Origin of the sequence: Streptomyces sp. NPDC090442 (assembly GCF_044769405.1) — a bacterium.
Taxonomy (GTDB): domain Bacteria; phylum Actinomycetota; class Actinomycetes; order Streptomycetales; family Streptomycetaceae; genus Streptomyces.
This window is the reverse complement of record NZ_JBIVXW010000004.1, coordinates 23,009-39,505: the sequence shown is the minus strand read 5'-3', so window position 1 is coordinate 39,505 and position 16,497 is coordinate 23,009. Positions and strand designations below refer to the sequence as shown.

6 protein-coding genes (1 of these 6 running past the window's edge) are annotated in these 16,497 nt (G+C 73.4%); all 6 read right to left on the bottom strand.

Annotation, left to right across the window (positions count from 1 at the left end):
- Positions 1-5: 5 nt before the first annotated feature.
- Tightly spaced (at most 5 nt apart), the 6 genes in view from asnB to ACIQU6_RS04550 form a layout consistent with a single transcriptional unit that may run on beyond the window.
- Positions 6-1,907: an asparagine synthase (glutamine-hydrolyzing) gene (asnB, locus tag ACIQU6_RS04575; RefSeq protein WP_403480149.1), complete on the bottom strand. Its 1,902-nt coding sequence runs from the start codon at positions 1,905-1,907 to the stop codon at positions 6-8.
- Between the two features lie 5 nt (positions 1,908-1,912).
- The gene (locus ACIQU6_RS04570) at positions 1,913-3,607 is read right to left on the bottom strand and encodes an aspartyl/asparaginyl beta-hydroxylase domain-containing protein (RefSeq protein WP_403480148.1); all 1,695 of its coding nucleotides are present in this window, start codon (positions 3,605-3,607) and stop codon (positions 1,913-1,915) included.
- Positions 3,604-4,593 (bottom strand): NAD-dependent epimerase/dehydratase family protein, encoded by a 990-nt coding sequence (locus ACIQU6_RS04565; RefSeq protein WP_403480147.1) that lies wholly within the window; start codon positions 4,591-4,593, stop codon positions 3,604-3,606. The genes ACIQU6_RS04570 and ACIQU6_RS04565 overlap by 4 nt, the downstream gene beginning before the upstream one ends.
- Positions 4,590-6,374, bottom strand: coding sequence for a condensation domain-containing protein (locus ACIQU6_RS04560; protein WP_403480146.1), 1,785 nt, complete (start codon positions 6,372-6,374; stop codon positions 4,590-4,592). Before ACIQU6_RS04560 ends, ACIQU6_RS04565 begins: the two co-directional genes overlap by 4 nt.
- Positions 6,361-14,559: an amino acid adenylation domain-containing protein gene (locus tag ACIQU6_RS04555; RefSeq protein ID WP_403480145.1), complete on the bottom strand. Its 8,199-nt coding sequence runs from the start codon at positions 14,557-14,559 to the stop codon at positions 6,361-6,363. Before ACIQU6_RS04555 ends, ACIQU6_RS04560 begins: the two co-directional genes overlap by 14 nt.
- On the bottom strand, positions 14,556-16,497 hold the 3' portion of the coding sequence (locus ACIQU6_RS04550; protein WP_403480144.1) for an amino acid adenylation domain-containing protein. It continues 1,448 nt past the right edge of the window; only the last 1,942 of its 3,390 coding nucleotides appear in the window; the start codon falls outside the window, past its right edge — the gene reads right to left on this strand; the stop codon is at positions 14,556-14,558. Before ACIQU6_RS04550 ends, ACIQU6_RS04555 begins: the two co-directional genes overlap by 4 nt.

Genomic DNA, 16,497 nt, shown 5'->3' with positions numbered 1-16,497 from the left:
CTTCGTCATCCGGTCACCCCGCCGACGGTCATGCCGAATTCGGCGGTGAGCACACTCGTCGCCACCACCAGCTGCACCAGCCGTTCGCTGCCGGCCCGTTGGTCGGCCGGGCGGGCCAGGAGTTCGTCCAGCAGCCGGCGCACCGCCGCCGGGTGGTAGACGGGGTTGTCCCGCAGGGCCGGCCCCGCGCACATCTCCCGCACCACCGCCAGCAACCCGTCGTCGCGGACGAGCGGCGGGGCGAAGAAGCCGCGTTTGTCGCCCGCGCGCACTTCCCCCGGCAACCGGTCGTGGACCGCGGCGCGCAACACGTACTTGGTGGTGCCCGCGCGGGTGTACCAGGACAGCGGTGCGGTCCGGGCGGTGGCGAACAGGTGGTGGTCGAAGAACGGCAGCCTGACCTCGACTCCGTGCGCGGCGTCCAGCCGTTCGGCACCCAGGATGTAGTTGGGCAGCCAGCTCTTGGCGAACAGGTACAGCGACTGGTGCAGTGGGGCGCGTCCGTCCAGTTGGTGCCGGGACTGGTCCAGCAGGGGCGTGCAGGCGTCGGTTCCGGCCAGCACCTCGGCGAACTCCGGGCGGAGCAGGGACCGTGAGGGTGCCAGCACGGCGAAGTGTCGTTGGGTGAGCCAGCTCGGCAGGAAGCCGAGCCGGTCGAGGACACTGCGCAGGTGCGGCGGCGCGCCGAACGCGGCCAGCTTGCGGTACCCGGTCCGGGCCCGGTCCCTGGCCTTCGGGGATCGGCTCAACGCGAGGTCCTGTTGGAACTGCGGGTACCCGGCGAACAGTTCGTCCCCGCCCTCGCCCGCCAGCGCGGCCTTGAAGCCGCTGGCGCTGATCGCCGCGCTGTGCAGGTATCTGGCGACGCCGTGCGCGTTCTCCTGCACCATTTCGCCGGCCCGGATCGTGGCGACCAGGTTCTCGGCGAAGTCCGCCGGGGTGAGCTCGATCCGGTGGTTGGGCACACCGAGCCGGGCGGCGGTCCGTGCCGCGACCGGGCTCTCGTCGAGCGCGGTGTCGGCGAAGGCGACGGTGAACGTGGTGACCTCGCGGTGGTCGGCGGCGCTGGCGACCATCGCCGAGGAGTCGACACCCCCGCTGAGGTGGCAGGCCAGCGGGACGTCGGCGATCGTCCGCAGCCGCACGGCCTCGTCCAACCCGGACCGCACCCGCGCCAGATGCCCGCTCAACGCGGTCGACGACTCGTGCTCGACCGCGGTCAGCTCTGCGGTCGTCGGGTAGTCGAGGTCCCAGTACCGGTGGACGGTGACCCCGCCCCCGCCGGCCAACAGGTAGCAGCCGGGCGGCACTTGCCGGATGCCGTCGAACAGCGTCCGGTCCGGCGGAAGGGCCATCTGGAGATGGGCGGCGTAGGCCGCCAGGTCCCAACGGGCCGCGAGGCCGCAGGCGAGGAGGGCCTTGATCTCGGAGGCCAGGTAGAGCCTGCCGCCTTGTTCGGCGTAGTAGAGCGGCTTGACACCGAACCGGTCGCGCGCCGCGAACAGCTCCTTCCGGCGGCCGTCCCACAGTGCGAAGGCGAACTCGCCGCGCAGTTTCCTCAGGGCCCGGTGGCCGTCCCTGAGGTAGAGCCGTAGTGCGATCTCACTGTCGCCCCGGGTGCGGCAGGGGTGTCCGGTCTCGGCCAGCTCGGTGCGGATGCGTCGGTAGTCGTAGAACTCGCCGTTCGCAACGAGCCGGGTCCGGCTCGGCTCGTCGCCGAGCGGCTGGGCGCTTCCGTCCGGGTCGACCACGGCGAGCCGGGTGTGTCCCAGCACCGCCCGCCCGTCCGGCGAGCACCAGACGCCGGAGCCGTCGGGGCCCCGCGGACGCAGCACCGCCATCGCCGCGGCCACCGATTCCGCCGACAGTCCCGCCTCGCGAGTGAAGATCCCGATGATGCCGCACATACCGCTCACCGGTCCGGATGCGGAACGCGGAAGGCGAGCACGGCATGCGGGCCGGTCCCCCGGTGCCAGCGCTCCCGTTCGAGGCCGTCGTCGAAGATCAGGCAGCCGCCGTTCGGCCAGGTCCTGGTCTGCTCCCCGATTCTGATGCCGCTGCCGGCCGCGACGGTCAGGCCGAACTCGACCCGCAGGTACGCGTTGCTCGGTCCGCAGCACGCCGGTTCGCGGGTCGGGGGACGGTCGAGCAGCAGATCGACGGTCGCCCCGGGGAACAGCAGCGCCTCGGGGATCTTCTCCAGGACGCCGCGCAGGACCGGCAGCGCCTCGGCGGACGGGGTCCAGGCGCCGTCGCGGTACAGCTCGGTGCGCGCAGCCCCGGGCTTCTGGCCGCCGTCCGGACCCAGCCGGTCACCGTCCGGCGCGGTGCGCAACTCCCGGACGATGGCCTCGTGTTGGACCGCGAGGTGGCCGGTGAACCAGAAGTCGCCCGGGTCGTAGTCCGCGCGCACCGGCAGCTCCCGGTGAAACTCCGCGGGGCGGTGCAGTGCGGAGGCCCACAGGCCCTGGCGGACCGCGAGCTCGGCGCAGTCGGCCGCGGCACCGGGCCGTCCACCGGCGTGCAACTCGTCGATGAGCCCCCGGTAGTGCCGCCGGGCCCGGCCTGCCAACGGTTCGGACAGCTCCGCGGCGCGCCGGTCGCCGCGCCCGCCACGCGCAATGCGGGCGGCGAGCTTGTCCACCTCCGCCACCCGCCGGTGCTCGGTGCGCAGGAACAGGGCATGGTCGGAGATCGACTTGCCCCTGGTCATGCGGTGCCGCTGGTAGGTGTCGTCGAACGGGGCCTTGTAGTCCTGGTAGTGCCGGTGCTCGACGAAGACGCCGGGCACCGGGTAGAGCCGGCCCAGCCGTTGGGCGAGGTCGAAGACCCACTTCTCGACCTCCCACTGCTGGAAGATCGTCGGCACGAAATAGCCGAGGGTGTCGTACCAGGACCTGCTGACGATCGGGAAGTCACAGCCGCCCTCCGGGTACTGCGCCGCATCGAAATACAGGCACAGCACGTCGTCCCCGTGCAGTTCGGCCAGTTCCCCGGCCCGCCGGTCCAGCGCGACGTCCCAGCCGTAGTCCACGTAGAGCTGGTCGTCGTTGGCCATCAACAGGAAGTCACCGTCGGCCTGTTCGGCCAGTTGGTTCCAGGCGGCCGCGACCCCGATCGGAGGCCCGACGTGCAGGGCACACCGGCCGATCGCGCCGTAGCGCCAGCGCGCCCGGTCGAACAGCGCGCGGTACCGGGGCAACGCGGGATCGTCCTCGTCGACGTAGCAGAGCACCTCGATGCGTCCGGGTGCCGCGGCGGTCCGCTGGACGCTGCGCAGGAAGGTGTGGAGGTTGTCCAGGCGGTTCCTGGTCGGGCAGAGCAGGGAGAGCGGGCGCGGTGTTGCGGTGGCCGCCGCCGCGCGCAGCGGGAACGCCGCCTTGGTCCACAGCCGTCGTGGTTCCAGCCGCAGCGCGTAGGCCAGCTTCTGTCGGACCAGGAGGCTGCTGTTGACGGCGTCGACGATCCAGCCACGCTGGTGGCGTTGATCCCGCAGCAGGTCGGTGACGAGGTCCTGGAGTGTCCCGTCACGGTAGCGACCGTGGTGGCCCAGGAGCAGCCTGCCGAGGTCGTGGGCGGCGTCGAGCGCCTTCCGGTTCCCGGTCACCGGTGGGCCTCCTCTCCGGTGCGTACGGCGGTGACCTGCTCCTCGATCCACCGGTAGGTGCGGCGCAGCCCGAAGTCGAGGGGGGTGGAAGGCTGCCAGCCGAGGAGTTGCCGGCACAGTGTGTTGTCTGAGACCCGGCCCAGCGGTCCGACGGGCTTGTCGGGCCGGTAGCGCGGAACGATCTCCTTTCCCGCGACGGCGGAGATCCGGCCGACCAGTTCCGCGATGCTGATCCGCTCCTCGGAGCCGATGTTCACCGGTCGGTCGACGGTGGACCGTGCGAGCCGGAGCAGGCCCGTGACGCAGTCGTCGACGTAGCAGTAGGACCTGGTCTGGGTGCCGTCTCCCCACACCTCGATCTCGCCGGAGCCGCCCGGCACGGCGGCCACCTTGCCGCACAGCATGGACAGGGATTTGGCCCGCAGCCCGGAATAGGCGCCCAGCGGACCGTAGATGGCGTGCAGCCGAGCGACCTTGATGTCCATGGCGTGGGTCCGGCGGAAGGTGTCGCACAGGATCTCGGTGGTGAGTTTCTCCCAGCCGTACTCCATGTCCGGGTCGGCGGGGAACACCGGGCTCTCCCGCAGGGGGGCGCTGTCGGGCCTGCGCTGGAGGGAGTTGGGATAGACGCAGGCGGAGGACGCGTAGACGACGGTGCCGACCGCCGCCTTGCGGCACGCCTCGACGGTGTTGACCGAGATCAGCAGGTTGTCCCGCAGGATCTCGGCCGGGGCCGCGTGCGTCCACCCGATGCCGCCCATGTTGGCGGCCAGCGCGAACACCTGGTCCGCGCCGGCTACCGCCGCCGCGCACTGCTCGGGCTCACGCAGATCGGCGAGCACGAACTCGTCGGCCCCACTGGGCCCGTACTCGGGCGCCCGCACGTCCACCCCACGTACCCGCACCGATGGTTGGCGGGTCTTCAGCGCGTGGACCAGGTGCGCTCCTACGAAGCCACCGGCTCCGGTCACCACGACCAGTGTCACGCTCGCTCCTCATCGATCGCTCGGCGTCGTGCCGCTCTCAGGTCGCGACCCGCTCTGTCCCGGTCGGCCCGGCGTTCCCGTTCGAGGTGCTGCCTGTGCTGCCGGGTGGCCACCATGCGCGGACGGGACACCGGCTGGGCCGGGTCGGCGACGCACGCGGCGAGGCACGCCGTCAACGCGCCGAGCATGGCCCGCACGTGGGATGCGGGAAGCCGGGCCGGATCGTGCCGGGCGAGCAGCCGCAGCTCTTCACCAGGCACGATTTCCAGCACCAGCGGATAGCCCTCGTCGACCACGGTGCGCACCTCCCCGACGCGCAGCCCGCCCGCGGCGCTCCGGCCCGCGGCAGTGGGGAAGTTCTCGACCACCACGATCGTGTCGAACAGGCTGGCGCCCCAACTCAGCCCGATGCCACGGGTGATGCGGCTCAGCGGGACGTGGCCGTGCTCCCGCATCCCGGCCAGACGGTGCTGCAACGCTCGCAGCCAGGGCAGGACCGCGCCGTCCGGCGCGCAGTCCACCCGGAGCGGCACCGTGTTGATGAGCAGGCCGACCAGCTCGGTCGCACCAGGCAGGCCGGGCGGACGGCCGGACACGGTGACGCCGAAGACCACGTCCGTGCGCGCGCACAACGCGGCGAGCAGCAACGCCCAGCCACCGTAGAGCACGGTGCTCGGGGTGAGCCCGTTGCGTCGGCAGAACGCGTCGAGCTCGGCGGCGAGGGCGCGCGGCGCGGTCAGCGTGACCTCGCCGCGGCGTGCGGCGACCACGTGGCCGTGGACGCAGCCCGGCCCCGCGATCCGGGTCGCGGTCGCCATCCCGGCGAGCTGTTCGGCCCAGAACGCCTCGTCGGCGGCGCGGTCCCGGCCCCGGGTCCAGTCCACGTAGTCGGACATGGCCGGCCGCTCGGGTAGTCGGGGTCGTTCGCCCGCCGTGAGGTCCCGATAGCAGTCGAGGAAGTCGGCGAGGACGAGTTGTTGGGACCAGCCGTCGAGGATCAGGTGGTGGTGGGTCCACACGCAGCGGTGCGTGGTGTCGGACTCGCGCAGCAGGGTCAGCCGGAGCAGCGGCGCGCTGCCGAGGTCGAAGCCGCGCGCGCGGTCCCGGTCGAGGAACTCGGTCAGCGCGGCGGCCCGGTCCGCCTCGTCGCGGTCTCGCCAGTCTTGGTGATCGATGGTCAACCCGGCTTCGGGGGCGACCACTTGGCGGGGCTGCGTCCGGTCGCGCCAATCGAAGGAGACCCGCAGCGCCGGGCGCGCGGCCACCACCGCCTGCCAGGCCGCGCGGAACGCGGCCAGGTCGAGGGGTCCGGTCAGCAGGCAGCAGACCTGCACCAGATAGGCGCCCGGGCTGCTGCCGCCGACCGAGTGGTACAGGATGCCTTCCTGCATCGGGCTGAGCGGGTACGCGTCGGGGGCGGGCGGCCGCGGCCGGGCGACCGCGGGCTCCTCCCGCACCGCCCGCTGCGCGACAGCCCGTACGGTCGACAGGTCGAACAGGTCCTGGGCGGTGATCCGCAGCCCGGCCAGCTCCAGCTTGGCCACGATCACGATGGCGTGCACCGAGTCCCCGCCCAGGGCGAAGTAGTCGTCGTCGACCCCGACCCGGTCCAGCTCCAGTACCTCCTGCCAGATCCCGGCGATGGCCCGCTCGGTCTCGGTCCGGGGCTCGGGCGATCGCGCGGGGTCCTCGCTGTCGTGGGCGTCCTCGGCCAACCATCGGGCCAGCAACTCCCGTTTGGTCGCGGACAACCGCGCCACGCGCGGGTCAGTTTCGGACATCGCTTCCTCCGGCTTCCTCCGGCGCGCCCGGCGGGCGACCCGCCGTCCGCAGCAGCAGGGCCGCCTCCTGCTCGGTCAGTGACTCCAGCCGTGCGACGAGTCGGTCGCGCCGGTCGCGCGGCTCGGGCAGCGCCACGTAGTCGATCTTGCCGTTCGGGGTCAGCGGCAGCTCGGCACGCCACTGGATCTCGACGGGGACCAGGCGGCCGGGCAACCGGGAGGCGAGCCAGCCGCGCAACTGCCGGACATCGGGCAGCCGTTCGTGGTGGCCCGGCCGTTGGACCGGAGACCAGTAGGCCACCAGGCGCGCACCGCCGGCCGGCGTCGTGCGCAGCAGCACCGCGGCCCGGGCGACGGCCGGGTGCGCGGCGAGCGCCTGCTCGATCTCGCCGAGCTCCACCCGGAAACCGCGGATCTTGACCTGCCGGTCGGTGCGCCCGTGGAACAGCAACGCGCCGTCGACCATCCGGTGCACCACGTCACCGGTGCGGTAACGGCGTGCCCCGCGGCGCTCCGGGTCCGGGACGAAGGCCGCGGCGGTGTCCGCGGGCCGGCCGAGATAGCCCCTGGTGACGCCGAAGCCGCCGACTGCCAGCTCCCCCGGCGCACCGGTCGGGGCCGGCACTCCGTCCACCAGTACCACGGCCGAACTGCCCGCGATCGGGCCGCCGATCGGCACCGGTCCGGCACCGGTGTCGGCCACCCGCTGGACGCAGCAGCCGACGACGGTCTCGGTCGGCCCGTACTCGTTGAACACCACCGCGTCCGGGGCGACTTCACGCCACGCGGCGATCTGCGCGGAGTCCAACTGCTCGCCGCCGACCACCGTGGTGATGGCGGCGAGCGTGCACCGCTGTGCGGCCAGTTGCGCCGTGAGCGCGGACAGATGGGAGGGGGTGACCTTCAGGAGGGTGTGGTGTCCGATGGCCAGGGCCGCGCCCAACCGGGTGGGGTCCGAGCCGGGCACCAGGTGTGCCGTGCCCCCGGCCACCAGCGGCGCGAGCAGGGCGGTCACGCTCAGGTCGAAGGCGAGTGAGGAGTGCACCGGCGAGAAGGTGCGCCCGGTGATCCCGTACACGGGCAGGCACCAGCGCAGGTAGTTGGCCAGGCCCTGGTGCGGGACGCCGACCAGCTTCGGTGGTCCGGTGGAGCCCGAGGTGGCCAGCACGCAGACCAGGTGTTCCGGGCGCGGGTCGGGGCGGCGCAGCCGGGCCGGCGCCGCGCGGTCGACGGCGTCGGTGCGCAGCAGCGCTTGCGGGTCGACGCCGGTGGGGGCGGCCGTTGCGGATGGCAGCACCATGAGCGCCGCGCCCGCCTCGGCGAGTAGTGCGGGCACCTGGCGCGGTGGGGTTTCGGGATCGACGGGCAGATAGGCCGCTCCGGCGCGGAGGACGGCCAACAGGCCGACGATGCTGTCGATGCTGCGATCCGCCCACAGTCCGACGACGGCCTCCGGCCCGGCCGAGCGTGCCTGTAGCGCCCCGGCGAGCCGGCCGGCCCGCTGCCACAGGGAGCGGTAGCTGACCTGCCGCCCGCCTTCGATCAGCGCGATCCGGTCAGCGCCCCGGCGCACCGCGTCCTCGATCAGGGCGAGCACCGAGGTCGCCGGCGGGGTCGGGAGTTCGGCCGGGGACGCGGCGGCCGGCACGCCACACCGGGCCGCGGAACGGTGCGGCGTCCGCGCGGCGGCCGACAGGGCGGAACGGAACCAGTCCGCGATCTCCGCCGCCCGCTCGGCGGCGCTGCCCGCCGGGTCGGCTTCCAGCAGCAAGCGGAGTCGACCGGACTCCGCGTCGACGTTGAAGTGGGCGGTCAGCGGTACGTACGTCTGGTCGGGCGCCCGGAGGTCGGACACCACGAGGTCGTCGAGGGCGGACAGTTGGCCGTAGAGGTGGAAGTGGGTGAAGACGAACAGCGTGTCGAAGAGTCGGCTCGCGCCGAACTCCCGGTTCAACGCGACCAGTGGGTAGCGCCGGTAGGGCGAGACCCTCGTCTCGGCCGCGTAGGCCAGGAGCGCCAGTTGCGCCCAGCTCGCCCCGGCCGGCAGTGCGACGCGCAGCGGCACGATGTTGTTGAACACGCCCACCACTCGGTCGCCGTCCGGGCGTTCGGGCCTGCCGTTGGTCTCCAGGCCGGTGACCAGGTCGGTGCGGCCGGTCAGCAGTCGGACGATCCGCAGGTGCACGCCGAGCAGGACGTGCTTGAGTCCGACCCCGAGTTCGGCGGCGAGCCCGACGAGCCCGTCCCGCACCGCGTCGTCGATCTCCACGACGGTGCGCTGCTGGTACACCGGCCCCTGCGCCGGCGGCCGTCGGCGTATTCCCCGGGGGAGCGTGCAGGGTTCGGCGCCGTGCAGTTCCGCCGCCCAGAAGGCGCGGTGCTCGGGCGAGCGGAGGGCAGCGCGTTCCAGTGCGACGAAGTCCGCGTACCCGGTGCGGAGTGCGGCCGAGGCGGGCGGTCGGCCATGGAGCGTGGCACGGTACGCGGCGAGCAGCTCGGTGAGCACCAGCGCGGTGCACCAGCCGTCGAGGGCGAAGCTGCTGACGGTCAGTCGGAAGTCGGTGCCGTGGTCATGCACGGTGAACCGCACCAGTGGCCCCTGGTCGATGTCGAAGTGCCGCTTGCGCTCGGCCAGCATCCACGCCGCGAAACCCTTCTCTCGGGCGGGATCGGAGCGCTGGTCGAGCACCTCAAGGGGCGGCCGTGGGACGCTCTCCGGCACGAGCTGCATCGGCTCGGCACGGCTGGCCAGGTCGAAGCGGGAGCGCAGGTAGGGGTGTTGGGCCAGGACGTGGGCCACGGCCTGTTCCAGCGCGGCCGGGTCGATGGTGGCCGCCACCGCGACGCTGGTCACGTACACCTCGTAGCCGGGGTCGTCGCTGCGGTGGACCAACAGGGCCCGTTGGGCCATCGAGACGGGGTAGGCGTCGACCAGTCCGGGCCGCTCGGCCAGTGCCGGGCACAGACCGAACGGCGGCACCGCCCCCTCGGCCCCCCGCTGGGGAGCCTCCCGCCGGGAGTCGAGATACGCCGCCAGCTCCGCCACGCTGGGGTGGGCCAGCAGCTCGGTGACGGTGAAGCCGCATCCCGCCTCCCGCGCCGAGGCGACGATGCGGATCGCCAGGATCGAGTCACCGCCGAGGGAGAAGAAGTCCGTGTGGACGTCGATCCCCGTCCTGCCGAGGTGTTCTTCCCACAGGACCGTCAAGGCCCGTTCGGTCGGGGTGAGTTCCGGGGTGGGCGCCGGGGCGGCCGACCGGTCCCCGTCGGCGTCCCTCTCCGGTGCGGGCAGCGTCCGCCGGTCCAGCTTGCCACTCGCCGTGACCGGCAACGCCTCGACCGCCACGAGATCCGTCGGCACCAGGTAGCCGGGCACCGAACGGCGCAGCCGGTCGCGTAGTACGGCGGGGGGCGAGGCGTCCGGTCCGGTGACGTAGCCGGTCAGCCTGCCGTCGCGCACGAGGGCAACGGCGTCGGTCACGCCGGGCAGCGCCCGCAGCAGTTCGGCGACCTCGCCGAGCTCGACGCGGTTCCCGGCGATCTTCACCTGCTGGTCGGTCCGACCGAGGAAGACGAGCGCCCCGTCGGCCCGGCGCCGGGCGCGGTCACCGGTGCGGTAGATCCGGCGCCCCGGGCCCCCGCGTGGAGCGGGGAGGAACGCCGCCGCGGTCTGCTCCGGCCGTCGGAGGTAGCACGTGGCCAGCCCGTCACCGCCGATGAACAGCTCGCCGGGTACCGTCACCGGCACCGGTCGGAGCTGGTCGTCGAGCACCCGGACCGTGGTGTTGCTGATCGCTCGTCCGATCGGGACCGATCCCGCGTCGGACGGTGCGCACTGCCAGGACGTGACGTCGACCGACGTCTCGGTGGGGCCGTAGAGGTTGTGCAGCTGCGCGTCGAACAGCTCGAAGAACCGGTCTCTGGCGGTGGCCGGCAGTACCTCGCCGCTGCACAGCACCCGGCGCAGCGGCGAGCGCTCGGTGGCGGTGCGCGCCGCCTCGGACAGGAACGGGGCGAACATGCTCGGCACGAAATGGACGGTGGTGATCCGAGTCCGTTCGATGAGCCGCACCAGTTCCAGCGGGTCCCGGTGAGCGCCGGGCGCGGCGAGCACCAAGGTGCCGCCGGCGATCAGCGGCCAGCACAGCTCCCACCACGAGACGTCAAAACCCACAGACGTCTTGTGCAACACCCGCTCTCCGCAACCAAGTTGGTACTCCTCCTGCATCCACGCCAGTCGGTTGACGATGCCACGGTGTGGTACGAGCACCCCCTTCGGCGTACCGGTGGAACCCGAGGTGTAGAGCAGGTAGGCGGGCTGCTCAGGGTGCACGCGCGCCGCATACCGGCGGTCCGGCCGTGCGGCCAGCAGCTCCGTGGTGAGCAGCACCCGGGCGGGCAGGGCCGCGGCGCGGTCCCGCAGGGAATCCTCGGACAGCAGGAACCTGGCGCCGCTGTCGGCCAGCAGCGCGGCATGTCGGGGCGGTGGGTCCGCAGGATCCAACGGCAGTACGGCGCACCCGGCGTTCAGCACGGCGAGGTAGCCGATCGGCAGCTGACGGCCCCGCCGGTGCAGTACGGCGACGGGTTCACCGGGAGCCGCGCCCGCCGCCCGCAGCCCGGCCGCGACCGTGGTCGCCGCCCGGTGCAGCGCCGCGTAGCTCAGCTGCGCGGTGGTGCCGTCCTCCGCGGGTGCGAGGACGGCGGTGGCGTCCGGACGGGCGGCCGCGGCGGCGGCCACCAGGTGGTGCAGGCCGCCGGGGTCAGGCCGGCGCCGCGCCGGTCCGGTCCCGGCGGCCCCCGTGAGGTCCTCGCTCAACGGGATGTCGTCCACCGGGCGTTCGGGCGCCGCCACGGCGGCGCTCAGCACCCCGATGAGGTGCTCCGACAGCGCGGCCACCGTGTCCGCGTCGAACAGTCCGGTCCGGTACTCCCAGCGGCCGATCAGCTCGCCACCCACCAGCGCCGTGCTGAGGCTGAGGTCGAGTTGCGACCAGCGGCGGGGCACCTCGACCACGGAGGCGGTCGCCGCGCCGAACGCCGCGCGCCCGGCGGCCTCCTGGGCCAGGGCGAAGGTGCCGTCCCGCGGTTCGCCGTACTCCTGCTGAAGGACGAACTGGCTCTGCACCAGCGTCGCCCGTCCGGCGTCCCTGGCCGGGGCGAGGTCGGTGACCAGACTGCGGAAGGGGTACCTGCCGTGGGCGAGCGCCTCGCGCAGCAGCGTCGCGGTGTCCGTGAGCAGGGTCGCGAAGGGGGTTCCACGAGGGCAGCGGGAGCGGAGCGGTACCGGATTGACGAAGTAGCCGACGGCGCCGGCGAGTTCGGCGGAGTCCCGGCCGGCCAGCAGTGTGCCCAGCACCAGGTCCGGCTGGCCGGTGCAGCGGTGCAGCAGCGCCCGGTATGCGGCGAGGAGCACGGTGAACAGCGTGCAGTCGCGCTGCTTCGCCAGCGCACGCACCTCGTTGGCCAGTTCCGGCGGCAGTCGGAACGCGGCGGTGGCGCCGTGGAAGTCACGTTGGCGCGGGTGCGGTCGGTCGGTGGGCAGGGCGAGGCCCGCCGGTGCGCCAGCCAGCGTCTCGCGCCAGTACGCGAGGTCTCGTGGGTACGCCGGAGAGTTGGCGTACTCTTCGGCGGCGGCCAGCGCGGTGGCCTGCGGGTGGCCCGCCGGGGTGAGCGCCGCCGGGGTGCCGTTGATCTCCGCGAGGTAGCAGGTGTGCAGTTCGTCGAGCATCACCAGGAACGACCACAGGTCCAGCACCAGGTGGTGCGCGACCAGCACCAGAAGGTGCGTGTGCGGGTCGCGGCGCAGCAGCGTTGCCGTGAACGGCACGGTCCCTTCCAGGTCGAAGGGCCGCTCCACCATCTCCAGCAGCCGCGCCGCGAGTTGCTCCTCCGTCTCCTTCGGCACGTCGATGACGCGCAGTCGCGGGCCTTCCGGTTCCAGCTGGCACCACGGCCGCCCGTCCTGGACCGGGAAGGTGGTGCGCAGTGCCGGATGCCGCGTGGTGAGGGTCCGCAGTGCCCGGTCCAGCGCCGGTACGTCCAGCGGTCCGTCCAGCCTGAGCACCCGGGAGAGGTTGTACGCGGCGCCCCGGGGGTCCAACTCGTGCTCGAACCAGAGCGCTTCCTGGTTCGCGGTCAACGCGAGCCGGCCGTCTCCGTCGGGCGTGCCCACGGTCGTCCACGCGGCCGCCGGCACGGCGTCCGCCGCCAGGATGCGCCGGGCGAGGTCGTGGGGACTGTCACCGTCGACGAGGGCCTCGGCGCCGATGTCCACCCCGTACCGTCGCTGGACGCGGTGGCGCAGTTCCGTCGCCCGCAGCGAATCCAGTCCGAGCCGGACCAGCGGCTCGTCCGGCCGGGGTGGTGTCCCGCCGACGCCGGCGAGCGCCGACGCGGTGGCGGCCAGGGCGGTTGCCAGGGCCGCGACCCGGTCGTCCGGTGCCGTCGCGTCGAGCGTGTCGCGGCCCGGCAGGTCGGGGACCTCCGGTCGGTCGGTGCCCGCGGTGCCGACGACGGGCAGCTCGCCGGCCAGGTAGGACTGTCGGCAGTGCTGCCTGCGGACCTTGCCGCTCGTCGTCTTCGGCACCGCTCCCTTGGGCAGGAAGAGCATGCGATGGACCTCGATGCCGTGGCGGCAGGCGATGGCCTGGCGCACCCGGGCGGCGATTGCGACCAGGTCCGACGCGCCCAGGGGCGTGGCGAGTTCGTAGCAGAGCACCAGGCGTTCGACGCCGTCGACGTCGACCGGGAAGGCGGCTCCGCAGGAGGGCCGTAGTGCCGGATCCGCGCGTTCGGCAGTGTGCTCCACATCGTGCGGATGATGGTTCTCGCCCCGGATGACGATGAGGTCCTTGCGCCGGCCGGTGAGGTGGAGCCCGCCGTCCAGCAGGAACCCGAGGTCGCCGGTGCGGAGGTAGGGGCCCTGGTGGGTACCGGCGAGGCGGGCGCCGAAGGTCTCCTCGGTCTCCCCGGGCCGGTTGTGGTAGCCGGTCGCGATGCCCTCGCCGCGCAGCCAGACCTCGCCGATCCGCCCCTCAGGAAGCGCCGTTCGGGTTTCCGGGTCGACGATCCGCACCTCGGTCCCGGCGACCGGCGGCCCGCTGGAGACGAGCGTGCTGCCCTGCTCGTCCGCCCGCACGGCGGTGACCCGGCCGGCCCGGAGAGCGGCGGGTTCGGCACGCACCGAGGTCGGCGGCCGGTCGAACGGCGTCGCCGTCACGATCAGGGTCGCCTCGGCGAGGCCGTAGCAGGGGAAGTGGGCGGCCGGGGCGAACCCGGCGGCGCGAAATCCCGCGCTGAAGCGGCGCATTGTGGTGTCGCGGACCGGCTCCGCGCCGTTGTAGGCCACCGCCCAGCCCGACAGGTCGAGGGTGGCTCTGGTGGCCTCGTCGATGCGTTGCAGGCACAGTTCGTAGGCGAAGTTGGGACCGCCGCTGACCCTCGCCCGGTACTTGTCAACGGCCCGCAGCCAGTTCAGCGGCGCCCGCAGGAAGGCGCCCGGCGGCATCAGCACCGACCGGGAACCCAGGTACAGCGGTTGCAGCACGTTGGCGATCAGACCCATGTCGTGGAACAGCGGGAGCCAGCCGACGAAGGTGGCGTCCCGGTCGTTGCCACAGGCGAGTTGGATGGCACGCTCGTTGCTCAGCACATTGGCGTGGCTGACCCGCACGCCCCGCGGTGTCCGGGTGGAACCCGAGGTGTACTGCAAGAACGCGGTGGCGGCGGGGTCGGCCGGCGGCGGGGTCCAGCCGCCGGCAGCCGCATCGGGGACGGCGCCGACGTCGGCCCTGGGGAGCCCGACCAGCGCCGCGGGGGCGTCCTCGGCCCGGCAGAGCACCAACGCGGGCCGGGCGTCCGCGCTGATGGCGGCGAGCCGTTCCGCCCCGGCCCCGCCCCGGCCGGAGTCACAGGGGACCGCGACGCTCCCCGCGTACAGGCAGCCCAGGAAGGCTTCGACGTACTCGATGCCGGAGGGGTGGGCGATGAGCACCCGCTCGCCCCGGCAGCCGCGTGCGACCAGCTCCGCGGCGATCGCCCGGGCTCGCCGGTCGACGGCGGCGAAGTCACGGCTCGCCGTCTCCGTGACCCCGTCGGCGAGGAACACGTAGGCGGGGCGGTGCGGGGTGCGTGCGGCGTGCTGCCGCGCGACCTCGACGATGGTGGCTGCCCCGGTGGTCATGTCGGCTCCTCCCCTGCCTCGGCCAACCGCAGCGCCTCCCTGATCAGTGCGCTCCGCTGCCCGGCGCGCACCTGGTCGACGGCCTGGGCCAGCGCGGCGAGGTCGGGCGCCAGGTACACCTGGCGGATCGGGAGGTCGATGCCGAAGGCGGTGACGAGGCGGAAGTGGAACTGGGTGAGCTGGAGCGAATCCCCGCCCAGGTCGAAGAAGTTGTCGTGCCGGCCGATGCCGTCCGGGCTCGGCCAGCCCAGTACCCCGGCGGCCAGCTCGGCGATCGTCGCTTCGGTCGGGGTGGCCGGTGGGCGGCTCCGCGGCCGGTCGGGCTCCAGTGGTGGGGCGGGCAGGGCCGTCTCGTCGAGTTTGCCGTTCCTGGTCAGCGGGAGCGCGGGCAACAGCACAGTTTGACGTGGGATCAGTTGGCGCGGGAGCCGGTCGGAGAGGAAGCTGCGCAGCGGTTCGGTGGCCAGGTCCGGGGCCTGAGCGGCGCTCTCGGCGACCAGGTAGGCCACGAGCCGGCGCCGGTCCCCCGCACCGTGGGCGACCACCACGCAGTCGCGTATGGCGGGGTGCGTCAGCAGGGCCGCTTCGATCTCGCCGGGTTCGATGCGGTAGCCGCGCAGGGAGAGTTGTTTGTCGGTCCGGCCGAGGTAGTCCAGTTCGTCGGGGAACAGCCGCACGAGGTCACCTGTGTGGTAGCGCCGGTCGCCTGGGCGGCCGGGGGCGGGCCGGAACCGGTCGGCGGTCAGTCCGGGGCGGCCGAGGTAGCCTCTGGCCACCCCGGCCCCGCTGACGACCAGTTCGCCCCGGCCACCGATCGGCAGCGGGCGTCCGTCGCCGTCGAGCACCTCGACGTGCTGACCGGGGAGCGCCCGCCCCAGCGGGCTGGCCACCGGGCCGTGCCGGTCGGCCGGCCGCAGCCGTCGGCTGGTGACGTGCACCGTGGTCTCGGTGACGCCGAACATGTTCACCAGCTCGGGCCCGCGGTCGCCGAACCGGTCGAACCAAGGGGCGAGTCTGGCCACTTCGCAGGATTCGCCGCCGAGCACCACGAGGGACAGCGGCAGGGCGTCCGACCCGGTCCGCAGCGCGGTGGGCAGCAGGGCCCGGAAGGCGCTCGGGGTCTGGCCGAGCACGCTGACGCGTTCGGCCAGCAGCGTCGCCCACAGTTCGTCCGGTGCGCGGACCACGTCCGGGGGCACGAGCACCAGCCTGGCGCCGCTGGTCAGCGCGCCCCAGATCTCCCATACGGAGAAGTCGAACGCCGGGGAGTGGGTCATCGCCCAGGTCTGGCGGTCGCGCGTCGCGGAGAGCACGGTCCGGCACGTGGCCAGCACCGCGGTCACCTGCGCATGGCTGACCAGCACGCCCTTGGGGCCGCCGGTGGAACCCGAAGTGAACACGGCGTAGGCCAGGTTGGCCGGGTGCACCCGCACCCGGGCGGGCGCCGCCGGCGCGAACCAGCTTCCGGGCCGGTCCAACAGCAGGAGGTCCGCACCCGGTTCCGGTGGGTGCGGCACGGTGGACCGGGTGAGCACCAGCCGGATTCCCGCGGCGCGGACCAGCTCCGCCCGGCGCCGCGGCGGGTCAGTCGGGTCCAACGGGGCATAGGCCGCGCCCGCCTTGAGGATGCCGAGCATGCCGACCACCAGGTCGATCGAGGGCTCGGCAGACAGCCCGACCAGGTCTTCCGGCCCGCAGCCGGCGGCCCGCAGCGCGGCGGCGAGCCGGTCGGACCGCGCGTTGAGCTCCCGGTAGGTGAGCTGGTCGCGGCCGCAGGTAAGCGCGACGGCGTCCGGCTGCTCGGCGGCGATCCGCTCCACCTCGTGGTGCAGAGCGCCGCTGCCCTCCACCGGGGCGGGGTCACCGGCCGCGGTCGGAGCGGGCGCGAGCGACCGGATCGACGCGAGGGACAGGTCCGGGTCCGCTGCCGCGGAGCGC